The 25246-nt window shown below is 73.1% G+C and carries 18 protein-coding genes and 1 tRNA gene; 18 read left to right on the top strand and 1 reads right to left on the bottom strand.

The features are described 5' to 3' along the window. Window positions 1-186: 186 nt before the first annotated feature. From ssd to ACGF3I_RS19865, 7 genes are all read left to right on the top strand, one after another. Complete coding sequence (gene ssd / locus ACGF3I_RS19835; protein ID WP_393133747.1) at window positions 187-1302, top strand: septum site-determining protein Ssd; 1116 nt, start codon at window positions 187-189, stop codon at window positions 1300-1302. A gap of 164 nt (window positions 1303-1466) precedes the next feature. Further along, the gene (locus ACGF3I_RS19840; protein WP_393133749.1) at window positions 1467-2636 is read left to right on the top strand and encodes a TadA family conjugal transfer-associated ATPase; all 1170 of its coding nucleotides are present in this window, start codon (window positions 1467-1469) and stop codon (window positions 2634-2636) included. Between the two features lie 11 nt (window positions 2637-2647). Continuing rightward, window positions 2648-3568 (top strand): type II secretion system F family protein, encoded by a 921-nt coding sequence (locus tag ACGF3I_RS19845; protein WP_393133852.1) that lies wholly within the window; start codon window positions 2648-2650, stop codon window positions 3566-3568. Beyond that, window positions 3565-4359, top strand: coding sequence for a type II secretion system F family protein (locus ACGF3I_RS19850; RefSeq protein WP_393133750.1), 795 nt, complete (start codon window positions 3565-3567; stop codon window positions 4357-4359). The genes ACGF3I_RS19845 and ACGF3I_RS19850 overlap by 4 nt, the downstream gene beginning before the upstream one ends. 116 nt (window positions 4360-4475) lie before the next feature. Further along, the gene (locus tag ACGF3I_RS19855) at window positions 4476-4709 is read left to right on the top strand and encodes a DUF4244 domain-containing protein (RefSeq protein WP_393133752.1); all 234 of its coding nucleotides are present in this window, start codon (window positions 4476-4478) and stop codon (window positions 4707-4709) included. Window positions 4710-4842: 133 nt separating this feature from the next. Continuing rightward, window positions 4843-5172 (top strand): TadE family type IV pilus minor pilin, encoded by a 330-nt coding sequence (locus ACGF3I_RS19860; RefSeq protein WP_393133754.1) that lies wholly within the window; start codon window positions 4843-4845, stop codon window positions 5170-5172. Window positions 5173-5210: 38 nt separating this feature from the next. Continuing rightward, the gene (locus tag ACGF3I_RS19865) at window positions 5211-5708 is read left to right on the top strand and encodes an Rv3654c family TadE-like protein (protein WP_393133854.1); all 498 of its coding nucleotides are present in this window, start codon (window positions 5211-5213) and stop codon (window positions 5706-5708) included. 111 nt (window positions 5709-5819) lie between these two features. Here the strand turns inward: ACGF3I_RS19865 and ACGF3I_RS19870 are convergent, their stop codons facing one another. Then, window positions 5820-8477 carry a DEAD/DEAH box helicase gene (locus tag ACGF3I_RS19870; protein ID WP_393133756.1) on the bottom strand — a complete coding sequence of 886 codons (2658 nt, stop codon included), beginning with the start codon at window positions 8475-8477 and terminating at the stop codon, window positions 5820-5822. Window positions 8478-8556: 79 nt separating this feature from the next. On the opposite strand from ACGF3I_RS19870, the gene ACGF3I_RS19875 reads away from it, so the two are divergent. The 11 genes from ACGF3I_RS19875 to ACGF3I_RS19925 all read left to right on the top strand — a co-directional run bounded on the left by ACGF3I_RS19875 (window position 8557) and on the right by ACGF3I_RS19925 (window position 24876). Further along, complete coding sequence (locus ACGF3I_RS19875; protein ID WP_053728100.1) at window positions 8557-8910, top strand: STAS domain-containing protein; 354 nt, start codon at window positions 8557-8559, stop codon at window positions 8908-8910. Between the two features lie 105 nt (window positions 8911-9015). Further along, on the top strand, window positions 9016-9459 hold the full coding sequence (locus ACGF3I_RS19880) for an ATP-binding protein (protein ID WP_393133758.1): 444 nt from the start codon (window positions 9016-9018) through the stop codon (window positions 9457-9459). A gap of 273 nt (window positions 9460-9732) precedes the next feature. Further along, window positions 9733-12126 carry a sodium-translocating pyrophosphatase gene (locus ACGF3I_RS19885; RefSeq protein WP_393133760.1) on the top strand — a complete coding sequence of 798 codons (2394 nt, stop codon included), beginning with the start codon at window positions 9733-9735 and terminating at the stop codon, window positions 12124-12126. A 168-nt stretch (window positions 12127-12294) separates the two neighbouring features. Beyond that, window positions 12295-12966 (top strand): small secreted protein, encoded by a 672-nt coding sequence (locus ACGF3I_RS19890; protein ID WP_393133762.1) that lies wholly within the window; start codon window positions 12295-12297, stop codon window positions 12964-12966. Between the two features lie 94 nt (window positions 12967-13060). Further along, entirely contained in the window at window positions 13061-14560 is a 1500-nt protein-coding gene (locus ACGF3I_RS19895) for a methyltransferase (protein ID WP_393133764.1), read from the top strand. Window positions 14561-14797: 237 nt separating this feature from the next. After that, complete coding sequence (locus ACGF3I_RS19900) at window positions 14798-15013, top strand: hypothetical protein (RefSeq protein WP_393133766.1); 216 nt, start codon at window positions 14798-14800, stop codon at window positions 15011-15013. Window positions 15014-15202: 189 nt separating this feature from the next. Next, window positions 15203-18043, top strand: a complete 2841-nt coding sequence (gene topA / locus ACGF3I_RS19905) for a type I DNA topoisomerase (RefSeq protein WP_393133768.1) — start codon at window positions 15203-15205, stop codon at window positions 18041-18043. Window positions 18044-18193: 150 nt separating this feature from the next. Further along, window positions 18194-21544: a dTMP kinase gene (gene tmk, locus ACGF3I_RS19910; protein ID WP_393133770.1), complete on the top strand. Its 3351-nt coding sequence runs from the start codon at window positions 18194-18196 to the stop codon at window positions 21542-21544. A gap of 298 nt (window positions 21545-21842) precedes the next feature. Further along, window positions 21843-23048: a DNA polymerase III subunit delta' gene (locus ACGF3I_RS19915; protein WP_393133772.1), complete on the top strand. Its 1206-nt coding sequence runs from the start codon at window positions 21843-21845 to the stop codon at window positions 23046-23048. Between the two features lie 103 nt (window positions 23049-23151). Next, window positions 23152-24705: an alpha/beta hydrolase gene (locus ACGF3I_RS19920; protein WP_393133774.1), complete on the top strand. Its 1554-nt coding sequence runs from the start codon at window positions 23152-23154 to the stop codon at window positions 24703-24705. A 94-nt stretch (window positions 24706-24799) separates the two neighbouring features. Continuing rightward, window positions 24800-24876: transfer RNA gene (locus tag ACGF3I_RS19925), tRNA-Thr, on the top strand. Window positions 24877-25246 lie beyond the last annotated feature (370 nt).

The raw sequence follows: 25246 nt of genomic DNA on the forward strand, positions 1-25246 counted from the left end.
CGTCACTGTGCGTAGTCGTTGCGCTGCGCTCCGGAAGTCACCGGTATAGGTGAGCGGGATATTCACAAGGCGGTAGTTGTCCACAGATTCTGATCAAGATCCACATTATTTCGGGCCTCCCTCCACCGTGATTCCAGTTCGCGATGTGCGCGGACACGCAAATCACACGGAGAGGGGCCGAAAATCGTGGACGGAGTCATGGCTTCCGAACGACCGCCGGGCGCGGAAGGGCAGCGCGGCGGACCGCTGATCGTGACCGAGGACGAGGAACTGCTCGACGATCTGCTGCGGCTGTGCGCCGCGGCGGGCACCGAGCCTGAGGTGTGCCACGGGGTGCCGGGCCGGGGTGGCGGCTGGGAGAGTGCGCCGCTGGTGCTGGTCGGTGACGACGCGGCACGGCGGCTGCTCGGCTCGGCGCGCCGAAGCGGTGTGCTCCTGGTGGGCCGGGACCAGGACGACCCCGGGGTGTGGCAGGCCGCGGTGGAGCTCGGCGCCGACCATGTGCTGCGGCTGCCCGACGCCGAGCCCTGGCTGGTCGACCGGATCGCGGACGCGGCCGAAGGGGTCGGCCGCCCTGCCCTGACCGTCGGTGTGATCGGCGGGCGCGGCGGAGCCGGCGCCTCGACCCTGGCGTGCGCCCTCGCGGTGACCGCCGCCCGCGCCGGGCGGCGCACCATGCTGATCGACGGTGATCCCCTCGGTGGCGGCCTCGATGTGCTGCTCGGCGGGGAGCAGGCCGACGGCAGGCGGTGGCCGGATTTCGCCGCTTCACGCGGGCGGGTCGCCGGGGGCGCCCTGGAGGAGTCCCTGCCTCATCTGCACCGGTTGCGGGTCCTGAGCTGGGACCGGGGCGACTCGGTGGCCATCCCGGGCGAGGCCATGCGCGCCGTCCTCGCGGCGGCCCGCAGGCGGGGCGGCGTGGTCGTCGTGGACCTGCCGCGCCGGGCCGACGACGCGGTGGTCGAGGCGCTCGCCCAGCTCGACCTCGGCCTGCTGGTGGTGCCGGCCGAACTGCGCGCCGTCGCCGCGTCGGGCCGCGTCGCGGCCTCGGTCGGCATGGTGCTGCGCGATCTGCGCGCCGTGGTGCGCGGGCCCTTTGCGTCCGGGCTGGACGAACAGTGGGTGGCCGACGCGCTCGGGCTGCCGCTCGCGGGTGAACTCCCGCTGGAACCAGGACTGTTGGAGGCCCAGGAGAGCGGCGCTCCTCCAGGGAGCGAGCCACGGGGTGCCTTGGCAAGATTCTGTACGGCCTTCTGGGACCAGGTCCTCATCGGTGATCTCGCCGGGGGAGCGCTGTCATGAACGCGGGATGGGAAGCGGGACGGGCGGGCGCGTCTCCCCCTACACCGGCTCATGCGCAGGGTCAGGGGCCAGGGCCCGGGCCGGGACAGGTGCGGGGGCCGGGACAGGTCCATGGGCAGGCCACGGTCCACGCTCAGGGGTCCGTCGTCGGCGGCGCCCGGACGGTGGGACCGCCCGGCGGTGCTGCGGGCCCGCCCCTGCTCGACGCCGTACGCCGGCGCCTGGCCGAGAGCGGCGCCGAGCCCACCCCGGCCAGGGTCGCGGCGGCCCTGCGCGCCCAGGGGCGGCTGCTCGGGGACGCGGAAGTGCTCGGCGGAGCCCAGGAGTTGCGCTCCGAGCTGGTGGGCACGGGCCCGCTCGAACCGCTGCTCGCCGACCCCGAGGTGACGGACGTCCTGGTGTCCGGGCCCGACCGGGTCTGGGTCGACCGGGGCGGTGGCCTCGAACTGACCGGGATCCGCTTCGCCGACGCGGTGGCGGTGCGCAGGCTCGCCCAGCGCCTCGCGGCGGTCGCCGGGCGCCGGCTGGACGACGCGCGGCCCTGGGTGGACGCCCGGCTTCCGGACGGCACGCGGATGCACGCGGTCCTGCCCCCGATCGCCGTCGGCTCGGCCTGCCTCTCGCTGCGCGTGGTGCGGCCGAAGGCCTTCTCGCTCGCCGAACTCGCCGAGGCCGGGACGGTGCCGCCCGAGGCCGAGCCGCTGCTGCGGGGGCTCATCGACGCCCGGGTGTCGTTCCTGATCAGCGGTGGCACCGGCACGGGCAAGACCACCCTGCTGTCCACCCTGCTCGGCCTGGTCGGGACGGGCGAACGGATCGTGCTGGCCGAGGATTCGGCCGAGTTGCGGCCCGACCACCCCCATGTGGTGCGCCTGGAGTCGCGACCGGCCAACCAGGAGGGCGCGGGCCTCGTGACCCTGCGGGACCTGGTGTGCCAGGCGCTGCGGATGCGGCCCGACCGTCTGGTGGTGGGCGAGGTGCGGGGCGCCGAGGTGGCCGATCTGCTGAGCGCCCTGAACACGGGCCACGAGGGAGGTTCGGGCACGGTCCACGCCAATTCGGCGGCGGACGTGCCGGCCCGCCTCGAAGCGCTCGGCTCGGCGGCCGGGCTTGACCGGGCCGCGTTGCACAGCCAGGTGGCCGCCGCGCTCTCGGTGGTGGTCCATCTCGTACGCGACCGGGAGGGCCGGCGCCGGATCTCCGAGGTGTGCGTCCTGCAGCGCGATGCGGTGGGCCTGGTGCGGACCGTGCCTGCGCTGCGCTGGGGGGCCAAGGGCTGTGTGCGCGACGCGGGTTGGGAGCGGCTGCGGGCGCTGGTCGGGGGTGCGCTGTGACGGGTCTCGTGATGGGCCTTCCCGCCTGGGCCGCGATGTGCGCGGGGGCGGCGGCCTGGCTGTGGACGGGCCACGACCAGGGCGTGCGCAGGGCGCGGCTGATGTTCGCGGGCGCCGGAAGTGGCGGCGTCGGCGGCACCGATGTCGGCGTCGGTGCCGGTGCCGGTGTCGGCGTGAACGGCAGGACGGGCGGCGGGTTTTGGGCTTCGCCGCTCGGGCGGTGGCTTGAGCGGGTGCGTGATCCGGCGCGGCGGCGGGTGGAGTGGCTCTGTCTTCCCCTCGGCCTGGTGCTGGCCCTCCTGGGCGGATCGGTGCTGCCGCTGGTCGCGGCAGCCGCGGCCGTCCCGCTGGTGGGGCGCAGGCTGCGGGCCCGTGAGCGCGAGCGGGCCAGGGCGCGGCGGGCGGACGAGGTGATCGTCTGGTGCGCCGCGGTCGCGGGCGAACTGCGGGCGGGCCGCCAGCCCGGCCCCGCACTGGCCGTGGCCGCCCGCGACACGGCGGCCCTGGGGGCGGCGGCGGGGCCGGTGGTGGCGGCGGCCACGTTCGGCGGCGATGTACCGGGGGCGCTGCGTGAGGCGGCCGGGGAGCCGGGCGCCGAGGGCCTCGCCGGGATCGCCGCGTGCTGGCAGGTCGCGGTGGACGGCGGGGCGGGGCTGGCCCGCGGCCTCGAACGCATGGAGGGCGTGTTGCGCGCGGAGCGGGAGCAACAGGAGTCGCTGCGCGCCGAGTTGGCGGGGCCGCGCACCACGGTGCTGCTGCTCGCCCTGCTCCCGGTGCTCGGCCTGGTGCTGGGCACGGCGATGGGCGCGGCCCCGCTGCGGGTGCTGCTGCACAGCGCGGCCGGATTCGGCTGCCTGCTGGTGGCCGGGGTCCTGGAGGCCGCCGGAGTGTGGTGGGCGGCCCGGATCGTACGGGCGGGGGAGGAGCGATGAGCCTGCTCGGTCCGGATGTTGTCCACAGGCTGGGGGCAGTGGCGGGGCTCTCCGTTCTCGCCCTGTGGACGGTGTGGGAGGTGTCGCGGCGCCGCGAGGAACGCAGGGCACGGCGCCGCCTCGCCGGCCTGCTCGCGCTGACGGCTCCCGCCCGGCCCCGGCGCTCGTACGGGTACCGCGCACGGGCGGCCCGCGCGCGGCCCTGGGCCGCACCGCTCGGGGCACTCGCGGCCGGCTATGTGCTGATCGGCGGGGCGGTCGGGATCCTGGCCGGTTCGGCGGCGGCGTACGGGGCTTGGAAGTGGGGGCGCCGGCGCCGCGTCCGGGAGGGCTCGGCCGAGGAGCAGCGCACCCAGGCCCGTGAACTGCCGCTCGCCGCCGACCTGTTGGCGGCGTGCCTGGCGGCGGGGGCCGGCCCGGGCGAGGCGGCGGGAGCGGTCGGAGCGTCCTTGCAGGGCCCTGTCGGCGCACGCCTCGCGCAGGTCGCGGCCGAACTGCGCATGGGCGGTGAGCCCGCTGAGGCGTGGGGGAGGTTGGGCGCGATACCGGGAGCGGCCGAACTGGCCCGCTGTCTGGCCCGGGCGGCATTGTCCGGGGCTCCCGCGGCCGGCCCGGTCGCCCGGGTGGCCGAGCGCTGCCGGGCCGAACGGACGCGCCGGGCCTCGGCGCGGGCCAGGCGCGCGGGCGTACTGATCACCGGCCCGCTGGGCCTGTGCTTCCTGCCCGCGTTCCTGGCGGCGGGGGTCGCCCCGGTGGTGATCGGCCTGGCGGGCGGACTGCTGAGGCGGTGACGTGGGCCCCGCCCCTGCCTGCCCCTGCCCACGCCTTCGCACAACGCGCTATGCACAACGCGCCATGCACAGCACGTCACAGACAACACGTAGTCGAATCAAGGGAGTTGAGAGACATGAACGCACTCATGGACCAGCAGACGAACAGCGGCCGGCTGCGGATGCGGGCCTGGAGGCTCGCGCTGCGGCGCAGGATCCGGGGCGATGCGGGAATGTCGACGTCGGAGTACGCCGTCGGCACGATCGCGGCCTGCGCTTTCGCAGCGGTGCTGTACAAGGTCGTCACCAGCGGCGGGGTTGTGGACGGGCTGACCCAGCTGATCACCAAGGCGCTCAATGTCCAGTTCTGAGCGGCACGGGCGAGCTTATGGGCGAGGGCACGCACGAGCGCACGGACGACGGCATGGACGAGAGCGCGCACGACGGCACGGACGGCGGCACGGAGCGTGGCCAGGCGTGCGGGCCCGGGGGGACCGGGGCTTCGTGACGGCCGAGACGGCGGTGGCGATCCCGGCACTCGTCGGGTTCGCGCTCGCCCTGCTCTGGGCGCTGACGGCGGCCTCGGCGGAGATCCGGTGTGTGGACGCGGCCCGGGCCGGCGCCCGGGCGGTGGCCCGCTCCGAGCCGGAGGCCGTCGCGGTGGCGGCGGCGCGGTCGGCGGCGCCGGAGGGGGCTGCCGTCACGGTGCGGCGGGAGGGCGATCTGTGGCGGGTCAGGGTGGAGTCCGCCACGCCCGGGCCGCACCGCCTGGCCCTGACGCTGAGCGCGGAGGCGGCGGCCCTGGCCGAGGACACGGTGGGGGAGGTCTCGTGAGGGGGCTGGGCTCGGCGGGGTGGCGGGCCGCCGGCCCGGTGAACCGCCGCATTCTGGACGGGAGTTGCGATGGCCGGGGCTCGGGGAGTCGTGGCGGCTGCGGCTCGGGGAGTCGTGACGACGGGGGCTCTGGGGGTTGTGACGGCTGCGGCTCAGGGAGTCGTGATGACCGGGGCTCGGCCACCGTCTGGGTGGCGCTGACCGCGGCCACGATGTGCGCGGTGTTCGCGGCGGTGCTGTGCCTGGGGCAGGCCGTCGCAGCCCGGCACCGGGCGGGCGGCGCCGCGGACCTGGCCGCGCTCGCGGCGGCCGACCGGGCGCTGTGGGGAGCGCCGGACGCGTGTGCCAGGGCGGCGGAGGTGGCCCGCGCCCAGAGGACGGAGCTGGTGCGCTGCACGGTCACCGGAGAGGTCGCGGACGTCCGGGTACGGGCGAGGCTCGGCCCGTACGCCCCCAGCGTCAAATCCCGGGCCGGGCCGTCCCTCACGGTGCCAGGGGTGGCGGGGGTGGCGGGGGTGGCTGGAGCGGTGCCGTGAGGGTGAGGGCGGGCCGAGGGGGCCCGTCCGCGGCGGGCGGACTGCCCCCGGCACCTCGCCCGTTCACGGCGCGGGTGGCTACGACCAGGCACCCGGGGCGAGGCCAGGGCATCAGGGGGCGCGGCCAGGGCCCTCCGCACCCGAGCCAGGGCCACCGGGACCCGAGCCGGAGCCATCCGCACCCGAGCCAGGGCCACCGGGACCCGAGCCGGAGCCATCCGCACCCGAGCCAGGGTCATCCGCCCCCGAGCCAGGGCCACCGGGACCCGAGCCAGAGCCATCCGCACCCGAACCAGAACCCTCCACACCCGACTCGGGGTCTTGCGGGGCGCCGCGGAGGAGTTCGGTGAGGAGGCGGACGGCGCCTCGTTTGTGCAGGGGGTCGTTGCCGTTGCCGCACTTGGGGGACTGGATGCACGAGGGGCAGCCGGCCTCGCACTCGCAGGAGGCGATGGCCTCGCGGGTCGCGGCCAGCCAGCGGGCGGCGGTGTGGAAGGCGCGCTCGGCGAATCCGGCACCGCCGGGGTTGCCGTCGTACACGAAGACCGTCGGCAGCAGGGTGTCCGGGTGCAGCGGGATGGAGACGCCGCCGATGTCCCAGCGGTCGCAGGTGGCGAAGAGCGGGAGGAGTCCGATGGAGGCGTGCTCGGCGGCGTGCAGGGAGCCGCCGAGTATCTCCGGGGTGATGCGGGCGGCGTCGAGCTGGTCCTCGGTGACCGTCCACCACACGGCCCGGGTGCGCAGGGTGCGGGGCGGCAGGTCGAGCTTGGTCTCGCCGAGCACCTCGCCGGTGATGAGACGGCGGCGCAGGAAGGAGACGACCTGGTTGGTGACCTCGACGGAGCCGTAGCAGAGGCGGCCGGCTCCCCACGGGATCTCGGTGTCGGTGCTGAGGACGGAGATGGAGGTGGTGTCCCTGGCGACGGTCGAATAGGGCGGGCTGGCCTCTTCGACGAGGGCGACGGAGTCGTCCAGGTCGAGGTGGCGCACGAGGTAGGTGCGGCCCTGGTGGAGGTGGACGGCGCCGTCGTGGACGGCGGTGTGGGCGGCGGACGCGTCGACCGTGCCGAGCAGCCGTCCCGTCGCGGCCTCGACGACCTGGACCGGGTTCCCGCCGCCGCCCCGGATGTCGGTGAGGTCGGCGGCGCGCTCGCGGCGGGTCCAGAACCAGCCGTTGCTGCGCCGCCGCAGCAGCCCCGCCCGCTCCAGCTGGGGCATGAGCTCGGGGCTCGCCGGGCCGAAGAGGTCCAGGTCGTCCTCGGTGAGCGGAAGCTCGGCCGCCGCCGCACACAGATGGGGGGCCAGGACGTACGGATTGTCGGGGTCGAGCACGGTGGATTCGACCGGTTGGCGGAACAGGGCCTCGGGGTGGTGCACGAGGTAGGTGTCGAGCGGGTCGTCGCGGGCGATCAGGACGGCGAGGGCGCCCTGCGCCGAGCGCCCGGCCCGGCCCGCCTGCTGCCACAGGGAGGCCCGGGTGCCGGGGTAGCCCGCGATCAGGACGGCGTCGAGGCCGGAGACGTCGATGCCGAGTTCCAGGGCGGTGGTGGCGGCCAGGCCGAGCAGCTCACCGGAGTGCAGGGCCTGCTCCAGGGCGCGGCGCTCCTCGGGCAGGTAGCCGCCCCGGTAGGCGGCGACGCGCCGGGCGAGGGTGCGGTCCACCTCGTACAGGCGCTCCTGGGTGATCACCGAGATCAGCTCGGCGCCCCGCCGGGAGCGGACGAAGGCCACCGTGCGGACGCCCTGCACGGCCAGGTCGGTGAGGAGGTCGGCGGTCTCGGCGATGGCGGTGCGGCGTACCGGGGCGCCCCGCTCGCCGGGCAGCTCGGTGAGCGGCGGCTCCCACAGGGCGAAGACGAGTTCGCCGCGTGGGGAGGCGTCGTCGGCGACCTCCACGACGGGCAGGCCGGTCAGGCGCCCGGCGGCCACCGCGGGCTCGGCGGCCGTCGCGGAGGCCAGCAGGAACACCGGGTCGGAGCCGTAGCGGGCGCACAGCCTGCGCAGCCGGCGCAGGACCTGGGCGACGTGGGAGCCGAAGACACCGCGGTAGGTGTGGCACTCGTCGATGACGACGTAGCGCAGCGAGCGCAGGAAGGAGGACCACCTGGGGTGGGAGGGCAGGATGCCCATATGCAGCATGTCCGGATTGGTGAGGACGTAGTTCGCGTACTGGCGGACCCATTCGCGTTCCTCGACCGGGGTGTCGCCGTCGTACACGGCGGGCCGGATCGCGTGGCCCAGGGGGGCCGCGAGGGCCTTCACCGAGCGGCGCTGGTCGGCGGCCAGGGCCTTGGTCGGGGCGAGGTAGAGGGCGGTCGCACCGCGGCCGTTCGGGGCCTCGGAGCCGTCCAGGAGCGTGCTGAGGACGGGCGCCAGATAGGCGAGCGACTTGCCGGACGCCGTGCCCGTGGCGATCACCACCGATTCGCCGTTCAGGGCGTGCTCGGCGGCCGTGGCCTGGTGGGCCCAGGGGTGCTCGACGCCGGCGGTCCGGATGGCGTTGATCACTTCCGGCCGGATGAGGTGCGGCCAGACTGCATGACGGCCCGCCCGCGGGGGCAAGTGCTCCGTATGAGTGATGCGCGCAGCCCGGCCTGCCCTCGCGGCGAGCCGGTCGAGGACCATGCCGGGGGCGGGCCGTTCACCCGTGCCGTCGGCGGGTGTTCTGGGTCTGTGGTTGCTGGCCATCGGCACCGAGTGTGTCACTGGCGTAGCGGACAATGGTCCCAAGGCGTCGTGCATGGCTGCCGGTAAGTGATTGAATGCCATCGCGGCTGGCGATCCGTTCTCTGGCTCCGCCGGGGAGTCTCAGGGGGCGGCCGCTCGATAGCAAGGTGCTGGAGGATCCGTGGACCTGTCCCTGTCGACTCGCAATGTGTCCGGCCCTGGTGGCGACCGTACGGTCGTCGAGGTCGGTGGCGAGATTGATGTGTATACCGCGCCCAAGCTGCGCGAGCAGTTGGTCGAGTTGGTGAACGACGGCAGTTACCACCTGGTCGTCGACATGGAGGGCGTGGACTTCCTCGACTCCACCGGCCTGGGCGTGCTCGTCGGCGGGCTCAAGCGTGTGCGCGCCCATGAGGGCTCGCTGCGTCTGGTCTGCAACCAGGAGCGCATTTTGAAGATCTTCCGGATCACGGGGCTCACCAAGGTGTTCCCGATCCACGGCTCGGTCGACGAGGCCGTCAACGCGACCGACTGACGGCAGCCGTCCTTCGACGGCTCCGGAGGAAGGACAGGGGCGCCGGGCGGCTTCATGGCCCGGGGCCCCTGAGATGTACGCCCGTACGTTCGAGGGGGATCGCCCATGGCCACCGTTGAACTCCGTTTCAGTGCCCAGCCCGAACACGTCAGGACGGCCCGTCTGGTGGCGGCCGCCGTGGCGCGCCGGGCCGGGGTCGACGAGGCAGTGCTCGACGAGGTCAGGCTCGCCGTCGGCGAGGCGTGCAGCCGTGCGGTCGGGCTGCACCGTTCGCACGGGGTCGACGCCCCCGTCCGCGTCGTGCTGACCGAGGAGGAGAAGCTCTTCTCCATCGAGGTCGGCGACGAGGTGCCGGGATCGGGCGGCGGCGCCGCGGCGGTGCCGGGGGTGCGCGGTTCCGAGCCCGATGAGCTGGACGACGGCGCGGAGGACGAAATGGGCCTCGCCGTCATCAGTGGGCTCGTGGACGATGTGGAGGTCAGGTCGGGCGAGTCCGGGGGCATCATCCGGATGAGCTGGCCGACCACACCGGTCACGGTGCTTCCCTGATCCACTTCTTTTTGATATTGAGACGGGCCCTGCTGAGCAGGGCCTTTTTCATTTTTGATCAATAATCAAGAGTCCCATCCGGAGATCGTTGATCAAGCGTCAATGCCTTTGCCCCATTACCGCTTTCGGGGGCACTTTCGTGACCGGATCGCTCCCTGGTGAGCCGATGGATGAGCCGATGAAGGTCAATTCCATTTGCGGCGCCCTGTTTTGATCGTGTTCCGCTACCTACAATCCGTCCACATCTTGAGCTCTGAGCGTCAAGGAGGACGAATGGCGGGGCTCTTCAACCCAACGGAACTCGACCACCCCACATCCCTGGCCGCCGCGGTACTGACCGACGGCAACCGGATGATCGTGATCGTCATCGCGGCCGTCGCACTGGCGGCCCTGATCGTCGCCCAATTGCTGGTTCGCCAGGTCCTCGCCGCAGGCGAGGGCACCGATTCGATGAAGAAGATCGCGGCGGCCGTCCAGGAAGGCGCGAATGCCTATCTGACCCGGCAGTTGCGCACCCTCGGCGTCTTCGCCGTCGTGGTGTTCTTCCTGCTGTTCCTGCTGCCGTCCGACAACTGGTCGCAGCGCGTGGGCCGTTCCGTGTTCTTCCTGATCGGTGCCGTCTTCTCGGCGACGACGGGATACATCGGGATGCGCCTCGCCGTACGCGCGAATGTGCGCGTCGCGGCAGCCGCCCGGGAGGCGACACCCGCCGAGGGAGAACCGGAAAAGGACCTCACCTCGGTCTCGCACAAGGCCATGAAGATCGCTTTCCGTACGGGCGGCGTCGTCGGCATGTTCACCGTGGGCCTCGGCCTGCTCGGTGCCTCCGTCGTCGTGCTCGTGTACGCGGCCGACGCGCCCAAGGTCCTGGAGGGCTTCGGGCTCGGCGCCGCGCTCATCGCGATGTTCATGCGTGTGGGCGGCGGCATCTTCACCAAGGCCGCGGACGTCGGCGCCGACCTGGTCGGCAAGGTCGAGCAGGGCATCCCCGAGGACGACCCGCGCAACGCCGCCACCATCGCGGACAACGTGGGCGACAACGTCGGCGACTGCGCCGGCATGGCGGCCGACCTGTTCGAGTCGTACGCCGTGACGCTGGTCGCGGCACTGATCCTCGGCAAGGCGGCGTTCGGCGACCTCGGTCTCGCCTTCCCGCTGATCGTCCCGGCGATCGGCGTGGTCACCGCGATGATCGGCATCTTCGCGGTCGCCCCGCGGCGCGCCGACCGCAGCGGAATGTCGGCCATCAACCGCGGGTTCTTCATCTCCGCGGTCATCTCGCTGGCCCTGGTGGCCGTCGCCGTCTTCGTCTATCTGCCGTCCACCTACGCCCAGTTGAACGGCGTGACGGACGACGTGATCAAGGGCCACGACGGCGATCCGCGGATCCTGGCTTTGGTGGCCGTCGCCATCGGCATCGTCCTCGCGGCGCTGATCCAGCAGCTGACGGGGTACTTCACCGAGACCACCCGGCGCCCCGTCCGCGACATCGGCAAGTCCTCGCTCACCGGACCCGCCACCGTCGTCCTGGCCGGTATCTCCATCGGCCTCGAATCGGCCGTCTACACCGCCCTGTTGATCGGTCTCGGCGTGTACGGGGCCTTCCTGCTCGGCGGCACCTCGGTGATGCTCGCGCTGTTCGCGGTGGCGCTGGCCGGCACCGGCCTGCTCACCACGGTCGGCGTGATCGTGGCCATGGACACCTTCGGGCCGGTCTCCGACAACGCCCAGGGCATCGCGGAGATGTCCGGCGACGTCCAGGGCGCGGGCGCCCAGGTGCTCACCGACCTGGACGCCGTGGGCAACACCACCAAGGCCATCACCAAGGGCATCGCCATCGCCACCGCCGTCCTCGCGGCCGCCGCGCTGTACGGCTCCTTCAAGGACGCCATCGGCACGGCCGTCAACGACGTCCACGCCAAGGCGAACGAACTGACCCTGAGCATGGACATCTCGCAGCCCAACAACCTCGTCGGGCTGATGCTGGGCGCCGCGGTCGTCTTCCTCTTCTCGGGGCTCGCGATCAACGCCGTGTCCCGGTCGGCCGGCGCGGTGGTCTTCGAGGTGCGGCGGCAGTTCCGCGAGCACCCCGGGATCATGGACTACAGCGAACAGCCCGAGTACGGACGGGTCGTCGACATCTGCACCAAGGACGCGCTGCGCGAACTGGCCACCCCCGGCCTGCTCGCGGTGCTCGCCCCCATCGCCGTCGGCTTCACTCTCGGCGTCGGCGCGCTCGGCTCCTACCTCGCGGGCGCGATCGGCACCGGCACCCTGATGGCGGTGTTCCTCGCCAACTCCGGTGGTGCGTGGGACAACGCCAAGAAGATGGTCGAGGACGGGCACTTCGGCGGCAAGGGCAGCGAAGCCCATGCCGCCACCGTCATCGGCGACACCGTCGGCGACCCCTTCAAGGACACCGCGGGCCCGGCGATCAACCCGCTGCTCAAGGTGATGAACCTGGTGGCGCTCCTGATCGCGCCGGCCATCGTCAAGTTCAGCTACGGCGACGACGCGAGCGCCGTGGTCCGCGGGATCGTGGCGGCGCTGGCCATCCTGGTCATCATCGGCGCGGTGTACGTGTCGAAGCGGCGCAGCGTGGCCGTGGGTGACGACGGAAACAACGAGCGGGTCGCGAAGTCGGCCGACCCGGCGGTGGTTTCGTAACCGCGGCAAGCACAAAGGGCGGGCGGACGGTGGGGTTTGACACACCGTCCGCCCGTTCGGCTTGGTGCAAATGGCTGCAATAGGGGGCACATCACACGGACGTCAAGCGTTTGTCGCCCACTTGGCGTGTATGTTCCGGGGCCGAGAGCCTTGGAAGGGACCAAACCGGTGAACAAGAAGCTTGCAGCCGCACTGTCCGGCGGTGCGGTACTGATGCTGACGTTGTCGGGCTGCAGCGACGACTCGAGCAAGAAGGTCGACGACTGGGCGAAGACCTTCTGCAACACGGCCCAGCCGCAGTTCAAGAAGATCACCGACGCGAACGCCTCGATCCAGGCGCAGACCCGCGACGACAGCAAGCCGGCCGATGTGCAGAAGACCGACTCGGCGGCGTTCCAGCAGATCTCGGACGCCTACAAGGCGTTGGGCGCGGCCGTCGACAAGGCCGGCGCCCCGCCCGTCGAGGACGGCGCGACCACGCAGCAGGAGGCCGTCAAGGAGCTCAACGCCTCCTCCGTCTCCTACGCGAACCTCAAGAAGAAGGTCGACGCGCTCAACGCCGGCGACCAGGCCGCGTTCGCCAAGGGCCTCGAGGACATCGCGACCGAGCTCGGCAAGATCAGCTCGACGGGTGACGCCTCCCTGAAGAAGCTGGAGTCCGGCGACGTCGGCAAGGCCATGCAGAAGCAGCCCGGCTGCCAGAAGCAGACGCCGTCCTCCCCCGCGCCTTCCGGCTCGGGCGCGGGCGCGCCCGCCGACAAGGCCTCGCCCTCCGGATCACCGTCCGGCTCCGCCTCGCCCTCGGGTTCGGCCTCGCCGTCCGCGAGCGCCAAGTCGTAGCCCGTACGCCCTCGATCGTGGCCCGGACCCCGCACGGGGGCCGGGCCACGGTCATGAGGCGGTGATTGTCACAGGCAGCCGCCACAATGGCGGGGTGAGTACGACCAGCCTTCCCGCGTCCGGTCACGCAGCCCGCCTGCGCGACGCCCTGCTCGCCGCCGCCTTCACCGCCGACGGCCTGCTCGACCTGCTCGGCGCGCCCGCCTACGCGGCGCTGGCCCGCGGCGAGACCGTCCCCGCCCTGCGCGCCACCCGCGGGCGGAGTCCGCTCGACACCCTGGTGCGGCTCTTCCTGCTCCAGCGGCCCGTCGGCGAACAGGACGCGCGCGCGGCCCTGCCCCTGGAGGAGGCGCTCGCCGACGGCTGGGTGGTCCGGGAGGGCGAGGCGCTGCGCGCCACCGTGGACGTGCGCCCCTACGGCGGCCCCGAGGGGCAGGACTGGTTCATCGTCTCCGACCTCGGCTGCGCCGTCGGCGGGGCGGGCGGCGCGAGCGGGCGTGACGAGGCGATGGTGCTCGGCGTCGGCGGAGCCTCCACGACCCTGGCCGGCATCACGGTCCGCCGGCCCGTCGGCTCGGCCCTCGACCTCGGCACCGGCTCCGGCATCCAGGCCCTGCACGCGGCCCAGCACGCCACCCGCGTCACCGCGACCGACCTGAACCCGCGCGCCCTCGACTTCACCGGGCTCACCCTCGCCCTGTCGGGTGCGCCGCGGGCCGAGCTGCGCGCGGGGTCCCTGTACGAGCCGGCGGGCGAGGAGACGTACGACCTGATCGTGTCCAACCCGCCGTTCGTCATCTCCCCCGGCGCCCGGCTCACCTACCGGGACGGCGGCATGGGCGGGGACGATCTGTGCCGCACGCTCGTTCAGCAGGCGGGGGAGCGGCTCAACCCCGGCGGGTACGCCCAGTTCCTGGCCAACTGGCAGCACGTCGAGGGCGAGGACTGGCAGGACCGGCTGCGCTCCTGGGTGCCGCGCGGCTGCGACGCCTGGATCGTGCAGCGCGAGGTCCAGGACATCACGCAGTACGCCGAGTTGTGGCTGCGCGACGCCGGGGACCACCAGGGCGACCCGGCCCGCTACGCCGAGCGCTACGAGGCGTGGCTCGACGAGTTCGAGGCGCGCGGGACCAAGGCGGTCGGCTTCGGCTGGATCACCCTGCGCCGCACCGACAGCGACCGGCCGTCCATCGTCACCGAGGAGTGGCCGCACCCCGTCGAGCAGCCGCTCGGCGACACCGTGGCGGCGCACTTCGAGCGCCAGGACTATCTGCGCCGCACCGACGACGCGGCGCTGCTCGCCGACCGGTTCCGCCTGGCCGGCGAGGTGGTGCAGGAACAGGTGGGCCCGCCCGGCGCCGAGGACCCGGAGCACGTGGTGCTGCGGCAGAACCGCGGCATGCGCCGGGCCACCAAGGTCGACACGGTCGGCGCGGGCTTCGCGGGCGTCTGCGACGGCCAGTTGCCGGCGGGCCGCATCCTGGACGCGATCGCCCAGCTCATCGACGAGGACCCGGTCCTGCTGCGCGACCGCACGCCCGAGGCCATCCGGCTCCTGGTGGAGCAGGGCTTCCTGGAGCCGGTGACGGACTGACGCGCCCGCCCGGCACCCGATCCGGTGTGAAACGGCGCACCCCGACGGGGCGCCCACCCGGGCTCACCGGCGCCCCCCGGGACCACCGGTGCCCACCCGCGACCACCCCGGCCGGGCCGGATTCGTGCGGGGGATCTGGCTGAAATGCACGGGAACGGGTGACCGTTCACCCGGCGTTTCCCGGCAGGCGGCCCGCGCTCCGCCCTGGGGTGCGCCGCGCCGCCCAGGATCGCGCCCATGGACGTCATGGGTGGGACCGAAGCGGGGCCGGCCGTCTTCGCCGGTGCGGTGTTCGCGCTGTTCGGGGGCGCTCTGCTGCTGTGGACGGCGGTGTGCGCGCGGCGCGGGACGCCGGTCGCGGACGGGGCGCCGCCGGTCCCCGCCGCGGTGGCCGCGAGCGCCTCCGGGGCCGCGTTCCTGCTGCTCGGCCTGTGGTGCTTCACTCGCATCTAGCCCGAAAGGGGATGAAACGCTTTTCGGAAGGCTTCGGGACGGTCCGGGCGGCAGGATCGCGGTAAGTCGGGTTACCGTTCGAGTGGCCGCTGCGGGCTTTTGCTGTTTGACACGGGGGCGGGTTGTACCGTCACACTCCGCAGCGTCACGTACTGACCACCCGAGTGCCGACCGGAGAGAAGAGCGAAGTTGTCCCCGACCAGCGAGACCGCAAAGGGCGGCCGCCGACTCGTCATCGTCGAGTCTCCAGCCAAGGCGAAGACGATCAAGGGCTACCTCGGCCCCGGTTATGTCGTCGAGGCGAGCGTCGGGCACATCCGCGACCTGCCGAACGGCGCCGCCGAGGTGCCCGAGAAGTACACCGGCGAGGTACGCCGCCTCGGCGTGGACGTCGAACACGACTTCCAGCCGATCTACGTCGTCAACGCCGACAAGAAGGCCCAGGTCAGGAAGCTCAAGGAGCTCCTGGCCGAGTCCGACGAACTCTTCCTCGCCACCGATGAGGACCGCGAGGGCGAAGCCATCGCGTGGCACCTCCAGGAAGTCCTCAAGCCCAAGGTCCCGGTCCACCGGATGGTCTTCCACGAGATCACCAAGGACGCGATCCGCGACGCCGTCGCCAACCCGCGCGAGCTCAACCAGCGCATGGTCGACGCCCAGGAGACCCGCCGCATCCTCGACCGCCTCTACGGCTACGAGGTCTCGCCGGTCCTGTGGAAGAAGGTCATGCCGCGGCTGTCCGCCGGGCGCGTCCAGTCCGTGGCCACCCGTCTCGTGGTGGAGCGGGAACGCGAGCGCATCGCCTTCCGTTCAGCCGAGTACTGGGACCTGACCGGGACGTTCTCCACCGGCCGGGCGGGCGACGCCTCCGACCCGTCCACCCTGGTGGCACGGCTCAACACCGTCGACGGCCGGCGCGTGGCGCAGGGCCGTGACTTCGGCCCCGACGGGCGGCTCAAGAGCGACGTCCTGCACCTGGACGAGGCGAACGCGCGCGCCCTGGCCGCGGCGCTGGCCGACTCCTCCTTCGCCGTGCGCGCGGTCGAGTCCAAGCCCTACCGCCGCTCGCCGTACGCCCCGTTCCGCACCACCACGCTCCAGCAGGAGGCCTCGCGCAAGCTGGGCTTCGGGGCGAAGGCGACCATGCAGGTCGCCCAGAAGCTGTACGAGAACGGCTTCATCACTTATATGCGTACGGACTCCACGACGCTGTCCGACACGGCGGTCAACGCCGCCCGGGCGCAGGTGACCCAGCTGTACGGCGCCGACTACCTGCCGGACAAGCCGCGCACCTACGCCGGGAAGGTCAAGAACGCGCAGGAGGCGCACGAGGCGATCCGTCCTTCGGGTGATCGTTTCCGCACTCCGGCCGAGACCGGTCTGACGGGCGACCAGTTCCGCCTCTACGAGCTGATCTGGAAGCGCACCGTCGCCTCCCAGATGAAGGACGCGGTCGGCAACTCGGTGACCGTGAAGATCGCGGGCCGGGCGAGCGACGGCCGCCAGGCCGAGTTCACCGCCTCCGGCAAGACGATCACCTTCCACGGCTTCATGAAGGCCTACGTCGAAGGCGCCGACGACCCGAACGCCGAGCTCGACGACCGCGAGCGCCGGCTGCCCCAGGTCGCCGAGGGCGACGCCCTGTCCGCCGAGGAGATCTCGGTCGACGGCCACGCCACCAAGCCGCCGGCCCGCTACACCGAGGCCTCCCTGGTCAAGGAGCTGGAAGAGCGCGAGATCGGGCGTCCCTCGACGTACGCCTCGATCATCGGCACGATCCTGGACCGCGGCTATGTGTTCAAGAAGGGCACCGCGCTCGTCCCCTCCTTCCTGAGCTTCGCCGTCGTCAACCTCCTGGAGAAGCACTTCGGGCGGCTCGTCGACTACGACTTCACCGCCAAGATGGAGGACGACCTCGACCGCATCGCGCGCGGCGAGGCCCAGGCGGTGCCGTGGCTGAAGCGTTTCTACTTCGGCGAGGGCGACGCGGCGACGGCCGGCACGGCCTCGGCCGCCGGCAACGGCGACGGCGACCACCTCGGCGGGCTCAAGGAGCTCGTCACCGACCTCGGCGCCATCGACGCCCGCGAGATCTCCTCCTTCCCCGTGGGCGAGGGCATCGTGCTCCGCGTCGGCCGCTACGGCCCGTACGTCGAGCGGGGCGAGAAGGACGCCGAGGGCCACCAGCGCGCGGACGTCCCCGAGGACCTGGCGCCGGACGAGCTGACCGTCGCGTACGCGGAGGAACTGCTCGCCAAGCCGAGCGGCGACTTCGAGCTGGGCGCGGACCCGGTGAGCGGTCATCAGATCGTCGCCAAGGACGGCCGCTACGGCCCGTACGTCACCGAAATCCTGCCCGAGGGCACCCCGAAGACCGGCAAGAACGCGGTCAAGCCGCGCACCGCCTCGCTCTTCAAGTCGATGTCCCTGGACACGGTCACCCTCGACGACGCCCTCAAGCTGATGTCGCTGCCGCGTGTCGTCGGCGCGGACGCCGAGGGCGTCGAGATCACCGCGCAGAACGGCCGCTACGGGCCGTACCTGAAGAAGGGCACCGACTCGCGCTCCCTGGAGACCGAGGACCAGCTCTTCTCCATCACGCTCGACGAGGCCCTGGCGATCTACGCCCAGCCCAAGCAGCGCGGCCGAGCCGCCGCCAAGCCCCCGCTCAAGGAGCTCGGCGTCGACCCGGTCAGCGAGAAGCCGGTGGTGGTCAAGGACGGCCGCTTCGGCCCGTACGTCACCGACGGCGAGACCAACGCGACGCTGCGGACCGCCGACAGCGTCGAGGAGATCACGCCCGAGCGCGGCTTCGAACTGCTCGCCGAGAAGCGTGCCAAGGGGCCCGCCAAGAAGACGGCGAAGAAGGCCCCCGCGAAGAAGACGGCGGCCAAGAAGACCGCCACCGCCAAGAAGGCGCCCGCCAAGAAGACGGCCGCGGCCAAGACCACCGCGGCCAAGACGACGGCCGCCAAGAAGGCCCCGGCGAAGAAGTCGGCCGCCAAGAAGACGGCCGTCTCGGAACAGTAGGTCCCGTACGCGCGAAGGGCCGGAGGCAACCGCCTCCGGCCCTTCGCGTCGTGGGGCGCGGTGGAGTCCCGCCGGAGCACGGGTGGTTGCGCCCGTCCATATGTTCGGGCACCCCCGCAAGGACCGGCGGGCTCCGGATAGGCTGGGCGGATGACGCGAGGAGCCGAGCAGCCAACGGACGTGAGCCCCACCTCCGACGCCCTAGCCGCAGACTCACGCGAGCGCGCCGTGCGCGCCCTGCTGCGCATCCCCCCGCTGCGGCGGCTGTGGAGCGCCCAGCTCGTCGGCCAGATCGGTGACACGCTCGCCGTTCTGGTCACGCTGCTGCTGGCGTTGCAGGCCGCGATGCAGCAACAGTCGTTCGGCGGTGGTTATCGGGGTGCCGCGTTCGCGGTCGCCGCGGTGCTCGGCGCCCGGGCCCTGGCGACGGTGCTCTTCGGCGCCGCGCTGCTCGGCCCGGTCTCCGCGCTGACCGCGCCGGGCGGACCGCTCGACCGGCGCTGGACCATGGTCGGGGCCGACGGCGTACGCGCCGCGCTGCTGATCGTCGCGCCGCTGTGGATCGACTGGACGCCCCGCAACGCCCTGCTCCTCATCCTCGTCACCGCCTTCCTGACCGGCGTCGCCGAACGGTTCTGGACGGTCGCCAAGGAGAGCGCCGCCCCGGCCCTGCTGCCCGCGCCACCCCTGGAGGGCGCCGCCGTACGGCCGTTGCCCGACCACCTCGACGCGCTGCGCAGGCTGTCGCTGCGCACGGCCTTCGTCGCCGTGCCGCTGGGCGCACTCGCCCTGCTCGTCGCCGCCCTCATCAGCAACCTGCTCGGCACCGGCGTCGACTGGTTCAAACTGCACCAGGCCGCCCTCGCCTCCTACCTGGCCGCCGGGCTCTTCGCCGCGTCCATCTCCGTGGTCGCCCTGCTCGAACTCCCCGCCACCCAGACCCCCCGCGCCCGCTCGCCGCTGGAGGGACTGCGCAGGCCCAGCGCCGGCAGCGGCCCCGACAAGGGGCGTACCGGATCGCTTCCGCTGCTCGTCCTCGCCTGCGCGTCGGTCGCCGCCGCCATCGCCGCGGCCGCATCCGTCGCCGTGCTGCACGCCGTGGACCTGGGCGGCGGCCCGGCCGCGTTCGCCCTGCTCGTCCTCGCCCTCACCGGCGGCACGGTGCTCGGCATCCGCACCGCGGGCGCGATCCTGCCGGTGCTCTCGCGGCGGCGGCTGCTCTCGCTCGCCATCGCCGTCACCGGCGTCGCCCTGCTCGCCATAGGTCTCGTGCCCGACCTCGCGACCGTGCTGTTCATCGCGCTGCTCGCGGGCACCGCCGCCGGTGTCGCGGCCGGCACCGGACACGTACTGATCGACCAGGAGACCGAGGAGTACCGCAGGGCCCGCACCACCGAGCACCTCCAGGCCGTCGCCCGGGTCGCGATCGGGCTCGGCGCCATCGTCGCCCCGCTGCTCGCCGCGGCCATCGGCAGCCACCGCGTCGAGTCGGGCTCGTTCGTCTTCGCGCACGGCGGCGCCGGCTTCACCCTGATGCTGGTCGGCGCGCTGCTGCTGCCCGTCGGCGCGGTCGTCCTCGCCAAGGCCGACGACCGCCAGGGCGTGCCGCTGCGGCGCGACCTGGCCGACGCGCTGCGCGGGGCCGACCCGGCGCAGGCCCCCGCCGCGACCGGCTTCTTCATCGCCCTCGAGGGCGGCGACGGCGCCGGCAAGTCCACCCAGGCCGAGGCCCTCGCCCAGTGGATCAGGGCCAAGGGCCACGAGGTCGTGGTCACCCGCGAGCCCGGCGCCACGCCCATGGGCAAGCGGCTGCGCTCGATCCTGCTCGACGTGTCGTCGGCCGGGCTGTCCAACCGGGCCGAGGCCCTGCTGTACGCGGCCGACCGCGCCGAGCACGTCGACTCGCTGGTACGGCCCGCCCTGGAGCGGGGCGCGATCGTCATCTCGGACCGATACATCGACTCGTCCGTGGCCTACCAAGGCGCGGGCCGCGACCTGTCCCCGACCGAGATCGCCCGGATCAACCGCTGGGCCACGGGCGGCCTGGTCCCCCATCTGACCGTGCTGCTCGACGTCGCGCCCGAAACCGCGCGCGAGCGGTTCACCGAGGCGCCGGACCGCCTGGAGTCGGAGCCGCCGGAGTTCCACGGCCGGGTCAGGTCCGGGTTCCTCACCCTGGCCGCCGCCGACCCCGCGCGCTACCTGGTGGTCGACGCGGGCCAGGAGCCCGAGGCCGTCACCACCGTCGTACGCCACCGGCTCGACCGGATGCTGCCGCTCTCCGAGGCCGAGATCAAGGCCCAGGAGGAGGCGCGCAGGAAGGCCGAGGAAGAGGCCCGCAAGCGCGCCGAGGAAGAGGCCGCGCGCAAGGCCGAGGAGGAGCGGCTGGAGCGCGAGCGCCAGGAGCAGCTCGCCAAGCTGCGCGCCGAGGAGGAGGAGCGCAAGCGGCGCGAGCTGGAGGAGGCCCGCCGCCGCGAGGAGGAGCGCCAGGCGGAGGAGGCCCGGCAGCGGGCCGAGGAGGCCGAGCGCCTCGCCGAGGAGGAGCGCGTCCGGCGCGAGGCCGAGGAGAAGGCGCGCGCCGCCGAGCAGGAGCGGCTGCGCCAGCAGGCCGAGGAGGAGGCCCGGCTGCGCGCCGAGGCGGAGACCCGCCGCCTGGAGAAGCAGCGCAGGGCCGAGGAGGCGTTGCTGCGCGCGGAGGAGGCCCGCCGTCTGGCGGAGGCCGCGGCGGTCGCCGCCGCGAAGGAGGCCGCCGCCAAGCAGGCGGGGGCCGCGGCGGGCAGCGCGTCCGGGGCGCTCGGCTCCACTGGTTCGAGCAGCCCGAGCGGATCGAGCCGGTCGACGGGGGCTGCCCGGCCCGCCGGTTCGGCCGGTGCCGAGCGCACCGACCGCACCGTCAGCACCGAGCGACCCGCCGGCCCGGGCGGGGGCGCGGCCTCTGCCGCGCCGTCCGACACCGACTCGGAGACCACGGTGACGACCCCGCTCATCAGCCCGAACGAGGTCACCCAGCCCGTTCCGGTGGCCGAACCCGCTCCGGTGGCCGAGCCCAACGAGGTCACCCAGCCCGTGCCGGTGCCCGAGGCGCCGGCGACGGGGGCCGGCCGGGGCCGCACCCCGGACGCCGACGAGACGACGGTCCTGCCCTCGGTACGGGACACCGGCCGGGCCGGCCGGCCCTCCGCGGGGGACGCCGCGCGGGACGCCCGGGCCGCCGACGAGACCGCGGTGCTGCCGCCGGTGCGCGGAACCGACCCCGCCGACCGGATGCCGCCGGGCCTCTTCCGCGACGAGCGGGACGCCGGACACCAGGCCGAGGGCGGCAACGAGCGCACCCGCGAACTGCCCCAGATCGACCCGGCCACCGGCCAGGAACGCCGGCGCCGCCGCTCGGACTGGGCGGAGGAGACCCCGCTGGACGACCTGCCGTCGCTCGCCGACGAACTGCTCGGCCCGCGCGACGACGAGGACGACGACCAGCGCGGAGGCCGGCGCAAGCGCTGACCCCGGGTGGGGCTGTCCGAAGCTCCCCGCTTCGTGCCTGTACGCAGAGCCATCTGCGTGCAGGCACGATCGTTTCCGGGCCCGCGCTTCCCTAGAGTTGTGGTGTGCCCGGGCACCGCTCGGGCGCCGGGAACGCGGGCGCCCGCTGTCAGTGGGGTGCCGCACAATGGGGCAGAGCAGTCACCGGAAGCACAGCGGTCAGCGGAAGCGCAGCAGTCAGCGGAAAGCCGGCAGGCACCGGGAAGCAGAGCAGGCACCGGACGGCGCAGCAGTCACCGGAGGGACGAAGGGGCAGAAGATGGCCGTGTGGGACGACCTGGTGGGCCAGGAAAAGGTGCAGGAGCAGCTGGGCGCCGCCGCCCGGGACGCCGATGCGCTGGTCACCGCCGAGCGTTCCGGCGAGCCGCGCCCCGAGGCCTCGAAGATGACGCACGCCTGGCTGTTCACCGGGCCCCCCGGCTCGGGCGGCCCCGCCGCGGCCCGCGCCTTCGCCGCCGCCCTCCAGTGCGTGAGCCCGGATCGCGCGCTGGGCGGCGCACCCGGCTGCGGCTTCTGCGACGGCTGTCACACGGCCCTGATCGGCACGCACGCCGATGTCACGGTCATCACCACCGAGGGCCTCACCGTCGGCGTCAAGCAGACCCGCGAGCTGGTGCGCGGCGCCCAGATGTCGCCCTCCGGCGGGCGCTGGCAGGTGATCATCGTCGAGGACGCCGACCGGTTCACCGAGCAGGCGGCCAACGCCGTCCTCAAGGCCGTCGAGGAGCCCGCCCCCCGCACGGTGTGGCTGCTGTGCGCGCCCTCCCTCGAGGACGTGCTGCCCACCATCAAGTCCCGCTGCCGCCATCTGACCCTGCGCACCCCGCCGGTGGAAGCCGTCGCCGACGTACTGATCCGGCGTGACGGCGTAGAACCCGACATCGCGTACGCCGCCGCCCGCGCCACCCAGGGCCACATCGAGCGGGCCCGCCGCCTGGCCACCGACAGCGCGGCCCGCGCCCGCAGAGCCGCGGTCCTGAAGGTGCCGCTGCGGGTGGACGACGTGGGCGGCTGCCTCAAGGCGGCCCAGGAACTCGTCGACACCGCGGCGGAGGACGCCAAGCAGATGGCCGAGGAGGTCGACGTCAAGGAGACCGAGGACCTCAAGGCCGCGATGGGCCAGGTCGCCGGGGGCCGCATGCCGCGCGGCACCGCCGGCGTGATGAAGGAGCTGGAGGACAAGCAGAAGCGCCGCAAGACCCGCACCCAGCGCGACAGCCTGGACCTGGCGCTGAGCGAGCTGACCGGCTTCTACCGCGACGTCCTGGCCCTGCAGTTGGGCACGGGCGTGGCACTGGCCAACGAGGACGTACGGGACGCGGTGGACCGGGTGGCCCGCGCCTCCGCCCCCGAGCGCACCCTGCGCCGCATCGAATCGATCCTCGCCTGCCGCGACGCCCTGGACCGCAACGTGGCGCCGCTCCTCGCGATGGAGGCGATGACGCTGTCCTTGCGCGCGGGGTAGGGGGCGGCGCAGGAAGGGCGGGCGGGGTTGACCGGCCTCACCCGTACGAGCCGCGCGGTCGCGCACCGCGTACTTCGCGTCACCGGGCGGATACGCTCCGCAGATGGACCCAAGGCGCCTGCTTCGTACCTCAGCCATCGCCGCCGCGACGGCCGGCCTGCTCATCTCCGGCTGCTCGTCGGGCAGTTCGTCCACCTCGGCGTCCGCGCGCGGCGCCGACCAGGCGGGCCCCTCCGGCGCCGCGACGCCCAGGGCCCTCGCCCCGTACTACGCGCAGAAGCTGAGCTGGCGGGCCTGCGGCGTGGCCAAGTTCGAGTGCGCCACGATGAAGGCGCCGCTCGACTACGCGAAACCCGACGGCCCCTCGGTCGACCTGGCCGTCGCCCGGGTGAAGGCGACCGGCCCGGGCAAGCGCATCGGCTCGCTCCTGGTGAACCCGGGAGGCCCGGGCGGCTCCGCGGTGGGCTACCTCCAGTCGTACGCGGGCATCGGCTATCCCGCGCCGGTGCGGGCCCGCTACGACATGGTGGCCGTCGACCCGCGCGGCGTGGCCCGCAGCGAGCCCGTCGAATGCCTGACGGGTCCGCAGATGGACGCGTACACGCAGGTCGACCAGACCCCCGACGACCCGGCCGAACAGGCCGCGCTGGCCCAGGCGTTCAAGGACTTCGCCAACGGCTGCCGGGCCAAGTCCGCGAAGATCCTGCCCCACGTCTCGACGGTCGAGGCGGCCCGCGACATGGACGTCCTGCGCGGGGTGCTGGGCGACCGGAAGCTGTACTACGTCGGTGCCTCGTACGGCACGTTCCTCGGGGCGACGTACGCCGAGCTCTTCCCGTCGCGCACGGGGCGGCTCGTCCTGGACGGTGCGATGGACCCCTCGCTGTCGTCGCTGGACATGAACCGCGACCAGACGGCGGGCTTCGAGACCGCCTTCACGTCGTTCGCCGCGGACTGCGTCAAGCAGAAGGGCTGCCCGCTGGGCACCGAGTCCGTGGCGGACGCCTCGGACCGGCTGCGGAGGTTCTTCAAGGCGACCGACGCCAAGCCGGTCCCCACCGGCCAGAGCCGTCAGCTCGGCGAGGCCCTGGCGACCACGGGGGTGATCGCCGCGATGTACGACGAGAGCGCGTGGCCCGAGCTGCGCACGGCCCTGACCCGCGCCATGGACGGCGACGGCTCCGGCCTGCTGACCCTGGCGGACTCGTACTACGAGCGGGACGCCGCCGGGAAGTACGCGAACCTGATGTTCGCCAACGCCGCCGTGAACTGCCTCGACCTGCCACCCTCCTTCAGCGGGACCGGCGAGGTGACCGCCGTCCTGCCGTCCTTCGAGAAGGCCTCCCCGGTGTTCGGCGACGGCTTCGCCTGGTCCGGGCTGAACTGCACGTACTGGCCGGTGAAGGCCACCGGCGCACCGCACCGCATCGAGGCGAAGGGCGCCGCCCCGATCCTGGTCGTCGGCACCACCCGCGACCCGGCGACCCCGTACAAGTGGGCCCAGTCCCTCGCCGCCCAGCTCTCCTCGGGCACGCTGCTCACCTACGAGGGCGACGGCCACACCGCGTACGGCCGCGGCAGCGACTGCATCGACACCGCGATCAACACCTTCCTCCTCGACGGCACCCCGCCCGCCAAGGGAAAGCGCTGCTCGTAGCCCGCCCGAGCGCCGACCGGCCCTGGTCGGGAGCACTCCAGAAACTGTGTAGACTTGGCGACGCTGCTGCTCGCACCATGGTGCGCAGGGCGGTGCCGCCTTAGCTCAGTTGGCCAGAGCAACGCACTCGTAATGCGTAGGTCTCGGGTTCGAATCCCGAAGGCGGCTCCAGAAGGACCCCAGGACTCACTCGCCGTGACCTGGGGTTTTTCTTATGTCCGGCGGCGCCCGTCCGCTTCGTCGGTCGCCGGCCGGTCGCCGACTGGTGGTCAAGACCAATTTGCCGCGGACCATTGTGCAATCACCGACGCGGATCTTTGACTCAATCCATGGAACCCGGCCCGCGGAAGTCGTGTCGCGGACTCCCATACCCAGGGACAGCCGGAACATGTACACTCGCCCGAAGATTGAACCTGGTGGATTTTGCCGACCCAGTCCTGGCCGAGTCAGGGCCCCGGCAAGTTCCTCTCGGCCTGATGACATTCACTTCGTGTGATGCTCATGGTCCGTAGTGGTTCAGGAAACTGGTCGGGGGGCTGGT

The organism is Streptomyces sp. NPDC048111, assembly GCF_043202815.1.
GTDB lineage: Bacteria > Actinomycetota > Actinomycetes > Streptomycetales > Streptomycetaceae > Streptomyces.

Bases quoted from the DNA above. Each gene is read 5' to 3' on its own strand.
- ACGF3I_RS19845 (WP_393133852.1), top strand. From the start codon at position 2,648: ATGGGCCTTCCCGCCTGGGCCGCGATGTGCGCGGGGGCGGCGGCCTGG.
- ACGF3I_RS19850 (WP_393133750.1), top strand. From the start codon at position 3,565: ATGAGCCTGCTCGGTCCGGATGTTGTCCACAGGCTGGGGGCAGTGGCG.
- ACGF3I_RS19855 (WP_393133752.1), top strand. From the start codon at position 4,476: ATGAACGCACTCATGGACCAGCAGACGAACAGCGGCCGGCTGCGGATG.
- ACGF3I_RS19870 (WP_393133756.1), bottom strand. From the start codon at position 8,477: ATGGCATTCAATCACTTACCGGCAGCCATGCACGACGCCTTGGGACCA.
- ACGF3I_RS19880 (WP_393133758.1), top strand. From the start codon at position 9,016: ATGGCCACCGTTGAACTCCGTTTCAGTGCCCAGCCCGAACACGTCAGG.
- ACGF3I_RS19885 (WP_393133760.1), top strand. From the start codon at position 9,733: ATGGCGGGGCTCTTCAACCCAACGGAACTCGACCACCCCACATCCCTG.
- ACGF3I_RS19900 (WP_393133766.1), top strand. From the start codon at position 14,798: ATGGACGTCATGGGTGGGACCGAAGCGGGGCCGGCCGTCTTCGCCGGT.
- tmk (WP_393133770.1), top strand. From the start codon at position 18,194: ATGACGCGAGGAGCCGAGCAGCCAACGGACGTGAGCCCCACCTCCGAC.
- ACGF3I_RS19915 (WP_393133772.1), top strand. From the start codon at position 21,843: ATGGCCGTGTGGGACGACCTGGTGGGCCAGGAAAAGGTGCAGGAGCAG.
- ACGF3I_RS19920 (WP_393133774.1), top strand. From the start codon at position 23,152: ATGGACCCAAGGCGCCTGCTTCGTACCTCAGCCATCGCCGCCGCGACG.